The following is a 16,097-nucleotide window of genomic DNA, read 5'->3' on the forward strand; positions in this document are numbered from 1 at the left end:
ATTATAGGGAGATCCGAATTGAGATCAACTGTTTTTTGAAGTTTTTATGAAAAAAATGACTGTTCGCGCAAAATACGAACGAAACGGGTGAAAATAACACTAAACCACTCACATTATGGCTATTTAGGCAGTGTATTTTATAAATATGCTTGTTATTAAGTTTTATAGAAGGTGATTTAACTATTAAGGAACGCGAATTGATCATTATATGTGATCTTAATTGCTAGGTGCTAGGTGCTAGGTGCTAGGTGCTAGGTGCTTCAAGATTGTATGGTACTGTTTGGGGTTGATAGAGCTGTTTTATTAGTAGTGAAGTTTAGTAGTGAATTTTAGAAAGTAAAAAGCCGAGCATAAGCTCGGCTTTTTGGTGTCTTTACGACTTACTCTGCAGACTGCGCGTCTTCTTGAACTTCTTCGTTTGTCGCTGGGCGACCAACTAGTTCAATATAAGCCATTGGTGCATTATCACCAGCACGGAAGCCACACTTAAGAATACGAGTGTAACCACCAGGACGGTCTGTATTACGTGGACCGATTTCGCTGAATAATTTACCAACTACTTCATTATCACGCGTGCGAGCAAACGCTAAACGGCGGTTTGCTACACTGTCAGTCTTAGCCAGTGTGATTAAAGGTTCAATTACACGGCGCAACTCTTTAGCTTTAGGCAAAGTTGTTTTGATGATTTCATGTTTCACCAAAGAACCAGCCATGTTGCTGAACATCGCTTTGCGATGGCTGCTGTTACGGTTTAATTGACGACCACTCTTACGATGGCGCATGACCCTATCCTTCTAACTAAACTAATATAGTGATTTAGATTATTCAGCTAGGCTTGCAGGCGGCCAATTTTCTAGGCGCATACCTAGAGAAAGACCACGTGAAGCTAGCACGTCTTTAATTTCAGTTAGAGACTTCTTACCTAAGTTAGGCGTTTTAAGAAGCTCAACTTCAGTGCGCTGAACTAAATCACCGATATATTGAATTTGCTCGGCTTTCAAACAGTTTGCTGAACGTACTGTTAGCTCAAGATCATCAACTGGACGAAGCAGAATAGGATCGAATTCTGGCTTCTCTTCTTTCTCTTCTGGCTCAGTTACATCACGTAAATCTACGAATGCATCTAATTGCTCAGCTAAGATAGTAGACGCACGGCGGATCGCTTCTTCAGGATCTAAAGTGCCGTTTGTTTCCATATCAATGATTAACTTGTCTAAGTCTGTACGTTGCTCAACACGGGCTGATTCAACCGAGTACGCAATACGTTCAACTGGGCTGAATGATGCATCAAGCAGCAGACGACCAATTGGACGCTCATCGTCATCAGAGGATAAACGACTAGATGCCGGCACATAACCGCGACCGCGCTCAACACGAATACGCATGCTGATCTCGCTGCTATCTGTCGTAAGGTGACAGATAACGTGATCTGGGTTGGCGATAGTTACATCACCATCGTGCTGAATATCAGCCGCAGTCACAGGGCCTACACCAGATTTAGTCAGGGTCAGAAAAACTTCATCTTTGCCTTCTAAAGTTACTGCTAGACCTTTAAGGTTTAACAGAATTTCAATGATGTCTTCTTGTACGCCCTCTTTCGCGCTGTACTCATGCAATACACCGTCGATTTCTACTTCAGTTACTGCACATCCAGGCATAGATGATAACAGTATACGGCGTAAGGCATTACCCAAAGTGTGACCGAAGCCACGCTCTAATGGTTCTAAAACTACTTTAGAACGCGTTGGGTTGATAGCGTCGATATCGACTAACCTTGGTTTTAGGAATTCGGTAACAGAACCCTGCATTTTATCCTCTCTTAACTCTTAACTTTACTTAGAGTAAAGTTCGACGATTAGTTGTTCGTTAATGTCCGCAGACAGATCTGAACGCTCAGGTAGGCGCTTGAAGCTACCTTCCATTTTCTTACCGTCAACTTCAACCCAAGTCGGCTTTTCACGTTGCTCAGCCAACTCTAGAGCAGCGATGATACGTGCTTGTGTTTTTGACTTCTCACGAATTACAACAGTATCTTCTGGAGTAATTACGTATGAAGGAATGTTCACAACACGACCATTAACTAAAATCGCTTTGTGGCTTACTAACTGACGTGCTTCAGCGCGTGTGCTAGCAAAACCCATGCGATATACAACATTGTCTAAACGTTGCTCTAAAAGCTGTAACAAGTTTTCACCTGTATTACCTTTAAGGCGAGCAGCTTCTTTGTAGTAGTTACGGAATTGCTTTTCTAATACACCGTAGATACGACGTACTTTTTGCTTTTCACGTAGCTGTAAACCGTAATCAGATAAGCGACCTTTACGAGCGCCGTGCTGACCAGGTGCAGTCTCAAGTTTACACTTAGAGTCGATAGCTCTTACGCCGCTCTTAAGGAACAGGTCAGTACCTTCACGACGACTCAGCTTGAGCTTAGGGCCCAAATATCTTGCCATGTTATTTCTCCTAACCTATTGTTAAACGCGACGTTTCTTCGGTGGACGACAACCATTATGAGGGATTGGCGTCACGTCAGTGATGTTGGTGATACGGTAACCAGCAGCATTCAAAGCACGTACAGCAGATTCACGACCTGGACCTGGACCTTTGATGAAAACTTCTAGATTTTTTAAACCGTATTCTTGAGCAGCAGTACCTGCACGCTCTGCAGCAACCTGAGCCGCGAATGGAGTAGATTTACGTGAACCACGGAAACCTGAACCACCTGCTGTTGCCCAAGATAGTGCATTACCTTGACGGTCGGTAATTGTTACAATAGTGTTGTTGAAAGAAGCATGAACGTGAGCCATACCATCAGCAACTTGCTTTTTAACCTTCTTACGACGAATTGGTGCTTTAGCCATAATCTACCCCACCTTATTTCTTGATAGGCTTGCGAGGACCCTTACGAGTACGCGCGTTAGTCTTAGTACGTTGACCACGTAGTGGTAACGAACGACGGTGACGTAGGCCACGGAAACAACCAAGGTCCATAAGGCGCTTGATATTTAATGTAACTTCACGACGAAGGTCACCTTCTACAGTGTACTTGCCAACTGCTTCACGCAATACGTCAAGTGTTTCGTCTGAAAGTTCACCGATTTTTGTGGTCTCGGCGATACCAGTCGCTGCTAAGATTTCCTTAGAGCGAGTCTTACCTATGCCATAAATAGCAGTTAAACCGATAACTGCATGTTTATGATCAGGGACGTTAATGCCAGCGATACGGGCCACTAACACATCTCCTATATTTGAATTTGGTAATCATCTGTTTGAAAAGCCCGTAAGGATACTCAAACGAAGACCAAATCACAACTAAAAACACAGGCCGAGTAAATAACTCAGCCTGCACGACTGTTTAATTAGCCTTGCCTTTGCTTGTGCTTAGGCTCACTGCAAATTACGCGTACTACACCAGCACGTTTAATAACTTTACAGTTACGGCATATTTTCTTAACGGAAGCACGTACTTTCATTGCTCAACTCCGTAAAATGACCTTATCGACCGTAGCCTTTAAGGTTTGCTTTTTTCAGCACAGAATCATACTGATGTGACATCAGATGCGTCTGTACTTGTGCCATAAAGTCCATGATTACAACAACGATAATCAAAATTGATGTACCGCCGAAATAGAATGGCGTTTGCCATGCCATAGTCATGAATTCGGGCACCAGACAGATAAAGGTTATATACAAAGCACCTGCCAATGTCAGGCGTGTCATCACTTTATCAATGTATTTAGATGTCTGCTCACCTGGACGAATACCTGGGATAAATGCGCCAGATTTTTTCAGGTTATCTGCTGTTTCACGCGGGTTAAATACCAACGCGGTGTAGAAAAAGCAGAAGAAGATAATAGCCGCAGCTAAAACCATCGCATATAAAGGTTGACCTGGAGTCAACGTTGTAGCGATTGCTTGTAGCACATCAGCGACCGGACCTTCACCCTGGCCGAACCAGCTTGCAATTGTACCAGGGAACAGAATTATACTGCTAGCAAAGATTGGTGGAATAACACCCGCCATGTTTACTTTCAGTGGTAAGTGCGTGCTTTGAGCAGCAAATACCTGACGACCTTGTTGACGCTTTGCATAGTTAACGACGATACGACGTTGACCACGTTCAAAGAATACAACTAGGTAAGTAACAGCGAATACGATTACAGCAATCAATAACAGTACAAGTACATTCAGATCACCTTGGCGCGCCATTTCGGCTGTCGAACCAATAGCAGACGGCAGGTTAGCTACGATACCAACAAAAATCAGAACTGAGATACCGTTACCGATCCCACGTTCTGTAATTTGTTCGCCCAACCACATTAGGAACATAGTACCAGTTACTAAACTCACTACAGCAGTGAAGTAGAAACCGATGCCTGGGTTAACAACTAACCCGTCCATCATGCCCGGTAAGCTGGTAGCAATACCGATTGATTGGATTGTAGCAAGCACAAGCGTGCCGTAGCGTGTGTACTGGCTAATTTTCTTACGCCCTTGCTCACCTTCTTTCTTAAGCTCTATAAACGGCGGATACATATGCGTTAATAGTTGCGTAATAATCGAAGCCGAGATATACGGCATAATACCCAGTGCTAACACTGAAGCTCGCTCAAGCGCACCACCGCTGAACATGTTAAACATTTCAACAATGGTGCCCTTTTGTTGCTCGAAGAAATCGGCAAGTACAGCGGCGTCAATCCCAGGGATCGGCACGAATGAACCTAGACGGTAAATAATGATAGCACCTAATACAAATAGTAATCGACGCTTCAATTCCGAAAGCCCACTTTGTGCACTTTTCATATCTTGACCTGGTTTAGCCATTAGTACTTCCTTAGTCTTCTACCTTGCCTCCGGCAGCTTCGATAGCTTCGCGAGCACCTTTAGTCACTTTAAGACCTTTAACGGTAACTGCGCGTGAAACTTCGCCAGATTTAACTACTTTAACGAACTGGATGTTCTTTTTAACTAGACCAGCTGCTTGTAACGCGTTTACGTCTACTACATCGCCTTCAACTTTAGCGATTTCAAAAAGGTTAACTTCAGTAGATACTAATGATTTACGTGAAGTGAAACCAAATTTAGGTAGACGACGTTGCATAGGCATTTGACCGCCTTCGAAACCAACGCGAACTTTACCGCCAGAACGTGATTTTTGGCCTTTATGACCACGGCCACCAGTCTTACCAAGACCAGAACCAATACCACGACCTAGACGTTTCTTTTCAGTTTTTGCACCAGCAGCAGGTGAAAGTGTATTCAAATGCATCGAATTAACCCTCAACCTTTACCATGTAAGAAACTTGGTTAATCATACCACGCACACATGCTGTGTCTTCTAACTCAACAGTGTGATTGATACGACGTAGACCAAGACCGCGTAATGTAGCTTTATGCTTCGGTAAACGACCGATAGAGCTCTTTACTTGTGTTACTTTTACAGTTTTATTAGCCATGGTTTACCCCGTGATTTCGTCAACGCTAAGACCACGTTTAGCAGCGATTGACTCTGGAGAGTTCATGTTCTCTAGAGCAGCAATCGTTGCACGAACGATGTTGATCGGGTTAGTTGAACCGTATGCTTTTGACAATACGTTCTGTACACCAGTTACTTCTAGTACTGCACGCATCGCACCACCGGCGATGATACCTGTACCTTCAGAAGCAGGCTGCATGTATACTTTAGAACCCGCGTGGCGACCCTTGATTGGGTGCTGTAGCGTGTTACCGTTAAGGTCTACACTGATCATGTTGCGACGTGCTTTTTCCATTGCTTTTTGAATAGCAGCTGGAACTTCACGTGCTTTACCATAACCAAAACCTACTTTACCTGCGCCGTCACCAACTACTGTTAGTGCAGTGAAGCTAAAGATACGACCACCTTTAACCACTTTAGACACACGGTTTACCGCGATTAGCTTTTCAGCCAAATCAGGCTGTTGTTGCTTTGCTTCTACGTTAGCCATTGTCTACTCCTAGAATTGCAGACCGGCTTCACGCGCTGCATCAGCAAGCGCCTTCACACGGCCGTGATATTTAAAGCCACTGCGATCAAAAGCAATCTTTTCGATGCCTTTGTCAGCTGCACGTTCAGCAACCGCTTTACCAACTGCTTGAGCAGCTGCAACGTTACCTGTGCCTTTAACTGTTTCGCTAATTGCTTTTTCAACAGTAGAAGCAGCAGCCAGTACAGTACCCTCAGCAGTAACTACTTGAGCGTAAATGTGACGTGGCGTGCGGTGGATAACAAGACGCGTTGTGCCTTGTTCAATATAATTTCTACGAGTGCGTTTAGCACGACGTAGACGAGCTGTTTTTTTATCCATCGTCTTACCTTACTTCTTCTTAGCCTCTTTACGGCGTACATTCTCGTCCGCGTAACGAACACCTTTACCTTTATAAGGCTCAGGTTTACGGTATGCACGGATGTTAGCAGCTGTTTGACCAACTAACTGCTTGTCTACGCCCTTAACTAGAACTTCTGTTTGGCTTGGTGTTTCAATCGTAATACCTTCTGGTACTTCGAAATTCACTGGGTGTGAGAAACCAAGAGTTAAGTCTAATACTTTGCCCTTAGCTGCTGCACGGTAACCAACACCTACTAACTGAAGTTTCTTCTCGTAACCTTCATGCGTACCAACAACCATGTTGTTGATTAGAGCGCGAGCAGTACCTGCTTGTGCCCATGCATTAGCTACGCCTTCACGAGGTAAAGTTGTAATAACGTTGTCGTTAACTTGTACTTCAACAGCGTCGTTGATAGTACGAGTTAATTCACCGTTTTTGCCTTTAACTGTGATGTCCTGGCCTTTTAATGTAACTTCTACACCGGCAGGAACATTGATTGGTGCCTTTGCTATGCGAGACATAGTTCCCCTCCGATTAAGCTACAAAGCCAATGATCTCACCACCAACGCCGGCACTACGTGCTGCGCGGTCTGTCATTAGGCCTTTAGAAGTTGATACGATAGCGATACCAAGACCACCCATTACCTTAGGTAATTCGTCACGTTTCTTATAGATACGTAGACCAGGGCGGCTAACACGCTGGATGTTTTCAATAACAGCTTTGCCTTCGAAATATTTTAAATCGATAGAAAGCTCAGGCTTCGCTTCACCGCTTACAGCGTAATCTGCGATATAACCTTCATCTTTTAATACTTTAGCTACTGCTACTTTCAGTTTTGAAGTTGGCATCGTTACTGATACTTTCTTCGCTGACTGACCGTTACGGATACGTGTAAACAAATCCGCAATAGGATCTTGCAAGCTCATAGTCTTACTCCCGTGATACTATTACCAGCTAGCCTTTTTAAGGCCAGGAATTTCACCGCGCATAGCTGCTTCGCGAACTTTAATACGGCTCATGCCGAATTTGCGAAGGTAACCATGTGGGCGGCCCGTAACGTTACAACGATTACGTTGACGTGAAGAGCTAGAATCACGTGGTAAAGCTTGTAGCTTTAATACCGCGTCCCAACGATCATCGTCAGATGTATTAACATCACTGATGATAGCTTTTAGTGCCGCACGCTTTTCAGCGAACTGAGCAACTAATTTCGCACGCTTTGCTTCGCGTGCTTTCATAGAATTCTTTGCCATAACCCTACCCTTATTTCTTGAATGGGAAGTTAAACGCTTCTAACAACGCACGGCCTTCATCATCTGTTTTCGCAGAAGTAGTGATTGTGATATCCATACCGCGAACACGGTCTACTTTATCATAATCGATTTCTGGGAAGATGATTTGCTCACGTACGCCCATGCTGTAGTTACCACGTCCATCAAAAGACTTAGCACTTACACCACGGAAGTCACGGATACGTGGGATAGCGATTGAAACCAAACGCTCAAAAAAGTCCCACATACGCTCGCCACGTAGGGTTACTTTACAACCAATTGGGTAACCTTCACGCACTTTAAAGCCTGCAACTGATTTGCGTGCTTTAGTGATTAGAGGTTTCTGACCAGAGATTGCTTCTAGATCCGCAACAGCGTTATCTAGGATCTTCTTGTCAGCTAGAGCTTCGCCCACACCCATGTTTAATGTGATCTTTTCGATCTGAGGGACTTGCATGACAGAGCTGAAACCAAACTTCTCTTGAAGCTCAGCAACTACTTTGTCTTTATATACTTCATGCAGTTTCGCCATCATTCTACTCCAACTATTAGATAGTTTTACCAGTAGATTTAAAGATACGTAATTTCTTACCATCTTCAATCTTGAAACCTACACGATCTGCTTTACCCGTTTCCGAGTTGTAGATCGCAACGTTTGATACGTCGATAGACGCTTCTTTCTCAACAATACCGCCAGCTTGGTTCAACTGAGGAACAGGCTTTTGGTGCTTCTTGATTAAGTTGATGCCTTCGACAAATACTCGACCAGATTCAGCAACAACTGAAAGCACTTTACCGCGCTTACCTTTGTCTTTGCCTGCTAGTACGATTACTTCGTCATCACGACGGATTTTTGCTGCCATGATAGACTCCTTATAGTACTTCTGGTGCTAGTGAAACGATTTTCATGAACTTTTCAGTACGAAGTTCACGAGTCACAGGGCCGAAGATACGAGTACCAATTGGCTGTAAGTTATCGTTTAAGATAACAGCCGCATTGCTATCGAAACGGATCAAAGAACCGTCCGGACGACGAACGCCTTTTTTAGTACGCACAACTACCGCGTTTTTAACATCACCTTTCTTCACTTTACCGCGAGGAATAGCTTCTTTTACAGAAACTTTGATGATATCGCCAACCGCTGCATAGCGACGGTGCGAACCGCCAAGGACTTTAATACACTGCACTTTGCGAGCGCCGCTGTTATCAGCAACGTCCAGCTGAGTTTGCATTTGGATCATGTTAATGACCTCCGGTGTAGAAATTACAACACGCCTTAATTTTGTTTAAAATCAAGACATTTCGGTTAAATTCCACTCAAAAAACAAGCAAGTTGTCTCTTAAGGGCGGGCAATTGTAGCAGCAATGGCAAGGAAGTGGTAGGTTATTTTTTAATTAATTTGGAATTAATCGCAATGCCTGCATTGAAGAATTACAGCAGCTTGCTGGTTTGTTATTGATTATAAAACAAACAGGGCGCAAATGCGCCCTGTTTTTGAGTTTAATTAAATTTTTATTAATTACCAAATAGACCTTTTAACTTGTCTTTAATTTTATCTTTGGCTTTTTCTTTGACTTCTTCTTTCGCCGCATCACTGACATCTAAGCTATAACCAACATCATGGAATGGGCCTTTGATACGCAGTGGAATTTTAAAGCCGGTACTATCATCGGTCGTGCCTTGCCCTTCGATTGAATCAACAATCCCCGTTACCAAGCGATAGTCTACATTCGTCATAGGTAAATCAACTTTACCTGAGCCTGTAATGCGAATAAGCGGGCTAAGTAGCGACAGATCTTTATTTTCACCAACACCGTTAGTGAATACAAAACTGCCCTGCAATGCTGAGAAGTCTGTTTGCTGTGAGTTATCAAATCCAGTATCTAAACCTTCTGATACTGCGCTTAAGTTACCTTTGATAAGCTCTTTTGCTTTACGAACCATCTCTGCAATGTTGGCCCCTTTTACCGCACCATCAGCAAACTCAAAGCCTAACTTACCATTTAAAGCATTGATAAAGCTCTTTTGGCTTTGACCTGTGGTCGTTAGATCCCAGTTTAGAGAGCCTTTACCCATCAACTTATCGAAACCAGCCGCATCAGTTAGTAATGGCTGCGCATCAATTTTATCTAAAGAAAAGTTAGTACTAATTTTATAAGGTGTTTGCTTGGCGTTTACGGTTATCACACCTTTACCATTGCCCTCATAAGCAACAAACTTGTCTAGACTAATTTTAGCCACGGCATTTTTTAGGTTCACCGTTAACTGGTTTTCACCAAGGGTAATATCATTGGCTTTTAAGCCACTTGAACGCACGACTACATTTGCATCAAGTGCATTTAAGCCGCTCATATCAATTGCAGTATCATCCCAAACAATTGGTTGTGCTGGCGCATCTGCTGCAGGCTCTGCTTGCTCTTCTTTAGCTACACCCTCTGGTAGGTAAGGGTTTAGATCAAGCATACCTAAATCAATATCGGCATTCACAGCTAAACGATCACCAAGCTTAATATCGCTTTTACCTTTAATTTGCAGCTCATCTAGGGTGGCAAGTAGCTCTGTAAGCTTAAACTGCTGCCCTTTTAGATGCATTGACCCTTTTACATTAAATGCATTAAACGCAGTTTCTTTTGCATTAAGTTCAACACCTTGCCAGCTCGCAATATTTTTCACTGAGTCACCACTGACAGAAAGAAGCCCTTGCACGTCATTACCCATTTCTGCAATTGCACCTTTAAAATTCAAATCGACTAAGCGTGAATCAACCTCAGTGCTTACATTAAAGGTTTCGCCTTCAATCGCTTTAACAGGTGTATCTAGCGTGACATCTAAATCAAAGCGCTCACCCATATAGGTAATACCGCCTTTTAACTCTAAGGTCTTACGAAGAGAAGGTAATAGGATTGCTAATTCTAAATCGCTTATCTGTTGCTTTGCCCCGGTTTTACCATCTAGATAAGTGAAAGTACCACCGTAGATTGCTACTTCACCAAGTTCGATGTCAAAGTTATCTGGTAAGTTAACAGCGCCAGAACTCTTTTGCTGCTCTGTCTGTGGTTGCTCAGCAACCGCATCAAATAATTGCCAGTTTGCTTTACCATTTTTATCGGTTTCTAACAAAATTGTTGGTTCGTTAATAACGAATTTATCAAGTTTAAACTCACCGCCAAATAACGACATCCACGGGATACGGATAGCAAGTTGCTGCATGCTTGCCATATCTTTTTGTGAGCCTGTTTGCATATTGGCAAAGTGCACATCATTCAATTCGAGTTTTAATGATGGAAATACCGACAGCTTTTTATCGCCATTAATAGTCAGACTACGACCTGTGGTTTGTTCTACTTGCTCCGATACTTTATTAAATATCGCGTCTGTAGGTATTAGGAATGGTGCTGCGACTACCAATGCAATCAGTAATACGAAGATGACACCAACGATTTTCAGTAAGGTTTTCATAATCATCCTTAAAAATGGGCAAACAATGTTCTTATCATAGCGGGAGTTAGGCGCAATTGCATTGCCCAACACATAAAAAGGTTTGTGAACAAGCTTAGGTACAAGAATATGAATCAGCGCTGAAACCATTTGATACCTATAGGTTACAAAAAAATCTTGACCGCATGATACCTTAGGGTTATATTGATACCTGTAGGTTACATTTGAGTTTAAAATAAAAGGAAACGATTATGTCTAAGCAAGATATCAAAACAGAAGAAAAGTTTATGAGTCATAACGCATGGTTTTCAATATTCATGGGAGTCACGTTATTAATTATTAGTGTTTACCCAATGCTCAAGCAAACATCAGCACCGTTACTGTTTATTGGCGGTACCGCATTTTTAGGATCTTTCTTTATGTTTGTAATTAGAGGGGGATTTACATGGAAACTTGGTTATCGCCTTACGTATAAGGATGAATTTTTAAATACGATTGATACCATCGCTTATAAACATGTAGTGCTTGGATTGCTTTCTAGCATGGGGGCTATTTTTTTATTGTCTGATGAACTTGCTTTAAATGTATCTCATAGCATGATGGCCACATTTTACCTTGCTTTGATGTGTTTGATATATGGCGTATCAATTCTTTGGCAAAGTAGAGACTAGGTATAAAAGTGCAAAATAATATCGCTAAATTTCGTAAAGATAAGGGGTTATCGCAGCAAGAACTTGCTGATGCCATTGCAGTATCACGTAAAACCATCAGCACAGTTGAAACCGGCCGCTTTATACCCTCGGTGATTATCGCGTTAAAAATTGCTACTCACTTTGAACTCAGTGTTGAGCAATTATTTACACTCGATGACAATGATTAATAAACCACATCAGCCGCAATCTTACTTATAAATTATCAGTAAGATTGCATCATTCCATTACTTCGGTATGATGCACGACCCTGTTGTTTTTGCACCCTGTGTACTAAAATTAAACAACCCAATTTGGTCAAAACTGGAGTATCGATTAAGCATGAAGAAACTGCTTATTTCACCGTCAAAAATGGCGCTTGGCGAGCAAGAAAGTCAAATTTATCAAAATATCCTCAAGCAAGCCTCTGATATCAGCTTAAACCTTATGGCAGTTAAAGTAGAAAACCACCCTGAAGACTTTTTAGGTTGGTGCTATGAGCTATTAAGTGCAAGCCGTGATCGCATTAACTACGATCTGTTAGAAGATAAGCAATTACCCACTCTTAAAAAACTTCATGACTTATTAATTTCTGCAATCAGTTTTTTGCAGTTAAAAACATTAAGGGTTGCGCCATGGCCTGTTATTGCAGGCTTCATCGAGCAGCATAAAGAGCTTGTAGCCCTTGATGAGCAACTACGCTTAGCTAATTACATTGCCGCAATTAAATCGCAATCCCTAAAAGAGATGATCCCAGAAGACCGTTTAGCGTTTTCAGGTAAACACAGTGCCTCGCTTGATCCAAGCAGCTATAACTTCGACGTTGAATGGTTTGCTTCTACTAAGAACGCAAAAGGTTTCCACCAAATGTTGAGTGATTTGCCAGGTGCATTCGATGAGGCGCTTGTACACATTCCACTTGAGGGTGAAGTAACGCAAGAACATTATCAGCATTTTATGGTCGCTTACTTCATGGCATTTAATGGCAGCGATGAAAAGCCAACGCTTGCTCCTGCTACTCGCTTGCTTGCGATGCGCCGACCTGACGTGTTTACACCAATCGTAAATAGTAAACTTGATGCCCTTTGTGCGGCATTAGGCATTACTAAGCTTAATAACCGTGATTTTGAGCGCTACTGGCAAGATGTTGTCGAAGCAATACATAGCATGCCTTGGTTCAAAATGGCCAGTGCAGCAAATGAGCTTGAACAATCTCTGGTTGAAATCAAAGCCCTATTGCCTAGCTTCTTTTATTATGCAGATAAAAGTACCGCTGATAACTCTAACTATATTAAGTTGTTAAACAAACCTAAGAGTACCACAAGCTCAGCAGGTAAAAAGACCGTACGCCGTGGCAAAGAATCAGCAGAGATACTGGTGGACCGAGCATTAGCAAGTGATGATATCCCTGAACATATCAAAGCTAAGCGCGATTCAATCATCAGTGAAGTTGAAAAAGGCCGCAGTGTTGAAGAAACCATTACTCTAATGCGTGCAATTTTCGGCTAAGTTACTCTCAAATAAGCAAAACCCGGTTGCTTCGCAATTGTGCAACCGGGTTATTTTTTGCACCACACATGTGCGCATGAACAATTCAAATAACCATCCTTTTCACAATTAAACAAGTTTAAAAGCCTGTTTTTAAAGCCTTTAAGCATAAAATATCCCGCTCGGAATTAACTTGGCACAACCAGTGCAATATCGTATCCAGACAACACATAGAAAATGTCCTCAAATAATAACCAGACTGCAATCTGAAAATGGGACAAAATCAACATAACAACAGGATACAGAAACATGCTAAAACTAAAAAAAACGGTCGCAGCAAGCGCCCTTGCGCTATTAACTTTGAGCTCAACATATAGCTATGCAGAAGTTACAGCAAACGCTGCGGCAACTTCAAACTACTTATGGCGTGGTCAAGAGCAAGGCGGTGGTGATGCTGCAATCCAAGGTGGTATCGACTACGCAAGTGAATCTGGCTTTTATGCGGGTACTTGGGTATCGAATGCTAGCTGGGCTGACGACATGACTTACGAGCTAGACCTTTATGCTGGTTTTGGCGGTGAAATCAATGAAACCTTTAGCTACGATGTTGGCTACATTTATTATGCATACCCAGATGCAGCGTCTTACACAGATGCAGACTTCTCAGAAATCTACGGTAGCATTAGCATGGGTAGCTTCACCTTTGGTGCAGCAGTCCTAGCAACATCAGCAGCAAGCGGTGACGGTACAGATTTTGGTGACTCTCTATATTTAAATGCTGACTACAGTTTCCCAGTTGGCAGTACCGGTGCAGAAATGGCCCTTCACTTAGGCCATTACTCAGGGGATTTCATTGGTGATGATGACATCATCGACTACGGTGTTTCAGTGTCGAAAGACGGCTTTACTTTCGGTCTTTCAGACAACGACATTGATGGTTCAGATCTAAAAGTGTATGTCGCTTACGCGGTTGACTTCACTTTATAAAGAATGTGTTACTTGCTGCAACACGAAGGGCCGTTAAGGCCCTTTTCTAGTTTTGGGCTATATATTAAGGTACACTATGCCCGGTTGAGCCTTGCCAAATGCGATACCATTGTTCACGGTTCATAGTAAGCTGCTTAGCTTCAACAGCTGATTTAACACGCTCAATATTACCCGTACCAAGTACCACAGACGGTGCACTTGGGTGCATTAACAGCCAAGCATAAACAACTTGATCAATGGCTGTGGCGCCAATTTCAGCACCAACTTGCTCCAACACTGCACGTAAACGCACCGCTTTTTCATCATCACTTGAGAATATACGACCCCCAGCTAATGGTGACCAAAGCATAGGTTTGATATCGAGCAATTGGCATTGGTCTAAGCTACCATCATCAAGGGCTTTCATTTCGTAAGGTGAAAACTCAATTTGATTAGTCACAAGCTCAAAATCTAAACGCGACTGCAACAAGCTAAGTTGCGATGGGGTAAAATTAGATACACCAAAATCAATCACGTCACCATTTGCTTTTAAGGTATTAAATGCTTGTGCCATTTCATCGGCGTTCATTAAGTAATCAGGGCGATGGATAAGTAATACATCTAAACGATCAGTGTTAAAGTTTTTAAGTGACTGCTGTGCTGAGGCAATTATATGCGCGGCACTTGAATCATAATGGTTTGCTTTGCCTTGTAATCCTAGGCTGGCAAACGCAGGCTTAATACCACATTTAGTGATTATTTTGATTTCATCACGAATACTTGGTTTTAGTTTAAGTGCTTTACCAAATTCGGCTTCACAACCGTATTCACCATAGATGTCAGCATGATCGGTATGTGACACACCCATCTCAATTGCATTTTCTAAAAAACTTAAGCATTGCTGTGGCGTTATCTGCCAATCTAACAAGCGCCAGAATCCTAATACCAACTCATCAATACAACGACCATTGCTATTCACCATAACGACCTACTATTCCTAATAAATTCGACTCAAATTAATCCTTTAACCATATCACAGATTTACTAATCACAGCTGTTAACATACAGTTACAAAACAAATTGCTAATTTGTTACTAAACAGGATATTTTAGTACCTAAAAACAAATGTTATAAAACAAGGAATAAAAAATGAAATCATCAAATGTCATGACCGCATTGGTTGATATTTTTATCAGCCCGAGCAAAGCCTTTAATGGTTTAAAGGAAGCAAAAGGTTGGTCTTTTGTTGCCTTTATTTTACTTGCCGGCATCCTCGCTGCCAGCATGTTTGCTTTTTACAATAAAGCTGACCCGCAGTTTTTAATCGATCAACAAGTGGCTGCTGCCAGTGTTGATGCCACCATTGCAGAACAAAAAATGATTCGCCAAAGCATGGAGCAAACCATAGATATGCAAGTATGGTTTGCTATGTTTGGTGGCATCATTGGTTTGGCTGTTATTAATGCTCTAATGGCAGGCTACTACCTATTTGTATCTAAGCAAGATCCAGAAGCTAACTACGGTTATGGTGCGTGGTATGGCTTTGGTGTGTGGACCATGATGCCAATGATTATCTCAAGTCTTGGTTTACTCATCTTAGTATTAACTGCGAGTACCGACCAAATCTCACAGACGTTATTTAACTATGCTTCGATTAACCAACTTTTAATTGGTTTAGAAATTGGCCACCCATTCTACACCTTACTTGAAAGTCTCAATATCTTTTCTATTTGGGGTATTTTCATCGCAGCTATCGGTTTAAAGAGCTGGACTAATTTCACTTTCAATAAAGCGCTACTGTTTGCAGCTCTACCAAGTATTGTTATTTACGGTATTTGGACTGTAATCGCTCTCGTTTAATTCTGCTTTGAGCGGCGATATGCCGCTCTTAACT

General features: G+C 42.2%; 24 protein-coding genes. 5 read left to right on the forward strand and 19 right to left on the reverse strand.

All coding sequences use genetic code 11. From position 1 onward, the window contains the following. Positions 1–380 precede the first annotated feature (380 nt). The 18 genes from rplQ to AN394_RS00085 all read right to left on the reverse strand — a co-directional run bounded on the left by rplQ (position 381) and on the right by AN394_RS00085 (position 11,081). Entirely contained in the window at positions 381–782 is a 402-nt protein-coding gene (rplQ, locus tag AN394_RS00005) for a 50S ribosomal protein L17 (protein ID WP_004589197.1), read from the reverse strand. Positions 783–821: 39 nt separating this feature from the next. Continuing rightward, positions 822–1,808 (reverse strand): DNA-directed RNA polymerase subunit alpha, encoded by a 987-nt coding sequence (locus tag AN394_RS00010; RefSeq protein WP_004589198.1) that lies wholly within the window; start codon positions 1,806–1,808, stop codon positions 822–824. Between the two features lie 24 nt (positions 1,809–1,832). Next, on the reverse strand, positions 1,833–2,453 hold the full coding sequence (gene rpsD / locus AN394_RS00015) for a 30S ribosomal protein S4 (RefSeq protein ID WP_036974007.1): 621 nt from the start codon (positions 2,451–2,453) through the stop codon (positions 1,833–1,835). 21 nt (positions 2,454–2,474) lie between these two features. Beyond that, entirely contained in the window at positions 2,475–2,861 is a 387-nt protein-coding gene (gene rpsK, locus AN394_RS00020; protein ID WP_036974009.1) for a 30S ribosomal protein S11, read from the reverse strand. A gap of 13 nt (positions 2,862–2,874) precedes the next feature. Continuing rightward, positions 2,875–3,231, reverse strand: a complete 357-nt coding sequence (gene rpsM, locus AN394_RS00025) for a 30S ribosomal protein S13 (RefSeq protein ID WP_054562818.1) — start codon at positions 3,229–3,231, stop codon at positions 2,875–2,877. A gap of 128 nt (positions 3,232–3,359) precedes the next feature. Continuing rightward, the gene (gene rpmJ / locus AN394_RS21565; protein ID WP_002959476.1) at positions 3,360–3,473 is read right to left on the reverse strand and encodes a 50S ribosomal protein L36; all 114 of its coding nucleotides are present in this window, start codon (positions 3,471–3,473) and stop codon (positions 3,360–3,362) included. Positions 3,474–3,495: 22 nt separating this feature from the next. Then, positions 3,496–4,824: a preprotein translocase subunit SecY gene (gene secY / locus AN394_RS00030; protein WP_036974013.1), complete on the reverse strand. Its 1,329-nt coding sequence runs from the start codon at positions 4,822–4,824 to the stop codon at positions 3,496–3,498. A gap of 10 nt (positions 4,825–4,834) precedes the next feature. Further along, on the reverse strand, positions 4,835–5,269 hold the full coding sequence (gene rplO, locus AN394_RS00035) for a 50S ribosomal protein L15 (RefSeq protein ID WP_054554386.1): 435 nt from the start codon (positions 5,267–5,269) through the stop codon (positions 4,835–4,837). A 4-nt stretch (positions 5,270–5,273) separates the two neighbouring features. Continuing rightward, positions 5,274–5,456 (reverse strand): 50S ribosomal protein L30, encoded by a 183-nt coding sequence (gene rpmD / locus AN394_RS00040; RefSeq protein ID WP_016710201.1) that lies wholly within the window; start codon positions 5,454–5,456, stop codon positions 5,274–5,276. A gap of 3 nt (positions 5,457–5,459) precedes the next feature. After that, on the reverse strand, positions 5,460–5,966 hold the full coding sequence (gene rpsE, locus AN394_RS00045) for a 30S ribosomal protein S5 (protein ID WP_036974018.1): 507 nt from the start codon (positions 5,964–5,966) through the stop codon (positions 5,460–5,462). Between the two features lie 9 nt (positions 5,967–5,975). Further along, the gene (gene rplR, locus AN394_RS00050) at positions 5,976–6,326 is read right to left on the reverse strand and encodes a 50S ribosomal protein L18 (RefSeq protein WP_036974021.1); all 351 of its coding nucleotides are present in this window, start codon (positions 6,324–6,326) and stop codon (positions 5,976–5,978) included. A 9-nt stretch (positions 6,327–6,335) separates the two neighbouring features. Next, positions 6,336–6,869, reverse strand: coding sequence for a 50S ribosomal protein L6 (gene rplF / locus AN394_RS00055; RefSeq protein WP_054554387.1), 534 nt, complete (start codon positions 6,867–6,869; stop codon positions 6,336–6,338). Between the two features lie 13 nt (positions 6,870–6,882). Next, positions 6,883–7,275, reverse strand: a complete 393-nt coding sequence (gene rpsH / locus AN394_RS00060; protein ID WP_054554388.1) for a 30S ribosomal protein S8 — start codon at positions 7,273–7,275, stop codon at positions 6,883–6,885. 21 nt (positions 7,276–7,296) lie between these two features. Beyond that, positions 7,297–7,602, reverse strand: a complete 306-nt coding sequence (rpsN, locus tag AN394_RS00065; protein WP_054554389.1) for a 30S ribosomal protein S14 — start codon at positions 7,600–7,602, stop codon at positions 7,297–7,299. A gap of 10 nt (positions 7,603–7,612) precedes the next feature. Continuing rightward, positions 7,613–8,152 (reverse strand): 50S ribosomal protein L5, encoded by a 540-nt coding sequence (rplE, locus tag AN394_RS00070; protein WP_054554390.1) that lies wholly within the window; start codon positions 8,150–8,152, stop codon positions 7,613–7,615. A 16-nt stretch (positions 8,153–8,168) separates the two neighbouring features. Then, positions 8,169–8,483 (reverse strand): 50S ribosomal protein L24, encoded by a 315-nt coding sequence (gene rplX / locus AN394_RS00075; protein WP_054554391.1) that lies wholly within the window; start codon positions 8,481–8,483, stop codon positions 8,169–8,171. A gap of 10 nt (positions 8,484–8,493) precedes the next feature. Next, positions 8,494–8,862 carry a 50S ribosomal protein L14 gene (rplN, locus tag AN394_RS00080; RefSeq protein ID WP_010378257.1) on the reverse strand — a complete coding sequence of 123 codons (369 nt, stop codon included), beginning with the start codon at positions 8,860–8,862 and terminating at the stop codon, positions 8,494–8,496. A 275-nt stretch (positions 8,863–9,137) separates the two neighbouring features. Continuing rightward, a complete protein-coding gene (locus tag AN394_RS00085) occupies positions 9,138–11,081 on the reverse strand; it encodes an AsmA family protein (protein WP_055020632.1) in 1,944 nt (647 codons plus the stop codon). Between the two features lie 230 nt (positions 11,082–11,311). Here AN394_RS00085 and AN394_RS00090 point away from each other — a divergent pair, with 230 nt between their 5' ends. The 4 genes from AN394_RS00090 (at position 11,312) to AN394_RS00105 (ending at position 14,224) form a co-directional block, all read left to right on the forward strand. Beyond that, a complete protein-coding gene (locus AN394_RS00090) occupies positions 11,312–11,731 on the forward strand; it encodes a hypothetical protein (protein ID WP_054562819.1) in 420 nt (139 codons plus the stop codon). Positions 11,732–11,739: 8 nt separating this feature from the next. After that, a complete protein-coding gene (locus AN394_RS00095) occupies positions 11,740–11,940 on the forward strand; it encodes a helix-turn-helix transcriptional regulator (RefSeq protein WP_054562820.1) in 201 nt (66 codons plus the stop codon). Positions 11,941–12,091: 151 nt separating this feature from the next. Beyond that, positions 12,092–13,258: a hypothetical protein gene (locus tag AN394_RS00100; RefSeq protein WP_054563031.1), complete on the forward strand. Its 1,167-nt coding sequence runs from the start codon at positions 12,092–12,094 to the stop codon at positions 13,256–13,258. Between the two features lie 288 nt (positions 13,259–13,546). Next, positions 13,547–14,224 (forward strand): TorF family putative porin, encoded by a 678-nt coding sequence (locus AN394_RS00105; protein ID WP_054562821.1) that lies wholly within the window; start codon positions 13,547–13,549, stop codon positions 14,222–14,224. Positions 14,225–14,288: 64 nt separating this feature from the next. On the opposite strand, the gene AN394_RS00110 is transcribed toward AN394_RS00105, so the two are convergent. Then, positions 14,289–15,182: an aldo/keto reductase gene (locus tag AN394_RS00110; RefSeq protein ID WP_054563032.1), complete on the reverse strand. Its 894-nt coding sequence runs from the start codon at positions 15,180–15,182 to the stop codon at positions 14,289–14,291. Positions 15,183–15,352: 170 nt separating this feature from the next. On the opposite strand from AN394_RS00110, the gene AN394_RS00115 reads away from it, so the two are divergent. Further along, positions 15,353–16,063 carry a YIP1 family protein gene (locus AN394_RS00115; protein ID WP_054554396.1) on the forward strand — a complete coding sequence of 237 codons (711 nt, stop codon included), beginning with the start codon at positions 15,353–15,355 and terminating at the stop codon, positions 16,061–16,063. Positions 16,064–16,097 lie beyond the last annotated feature (34 nt).

Source organism: Pseudoalteromonas sp. P1-26 (assembly GCF_001401795.1).
Classification (GTDB): domain Bacteria; phylum Pseudomonadota; class Gammaproteobacteria; order Enterobacterales; family Alteromonadaceae; genus Pseudoalteromonas.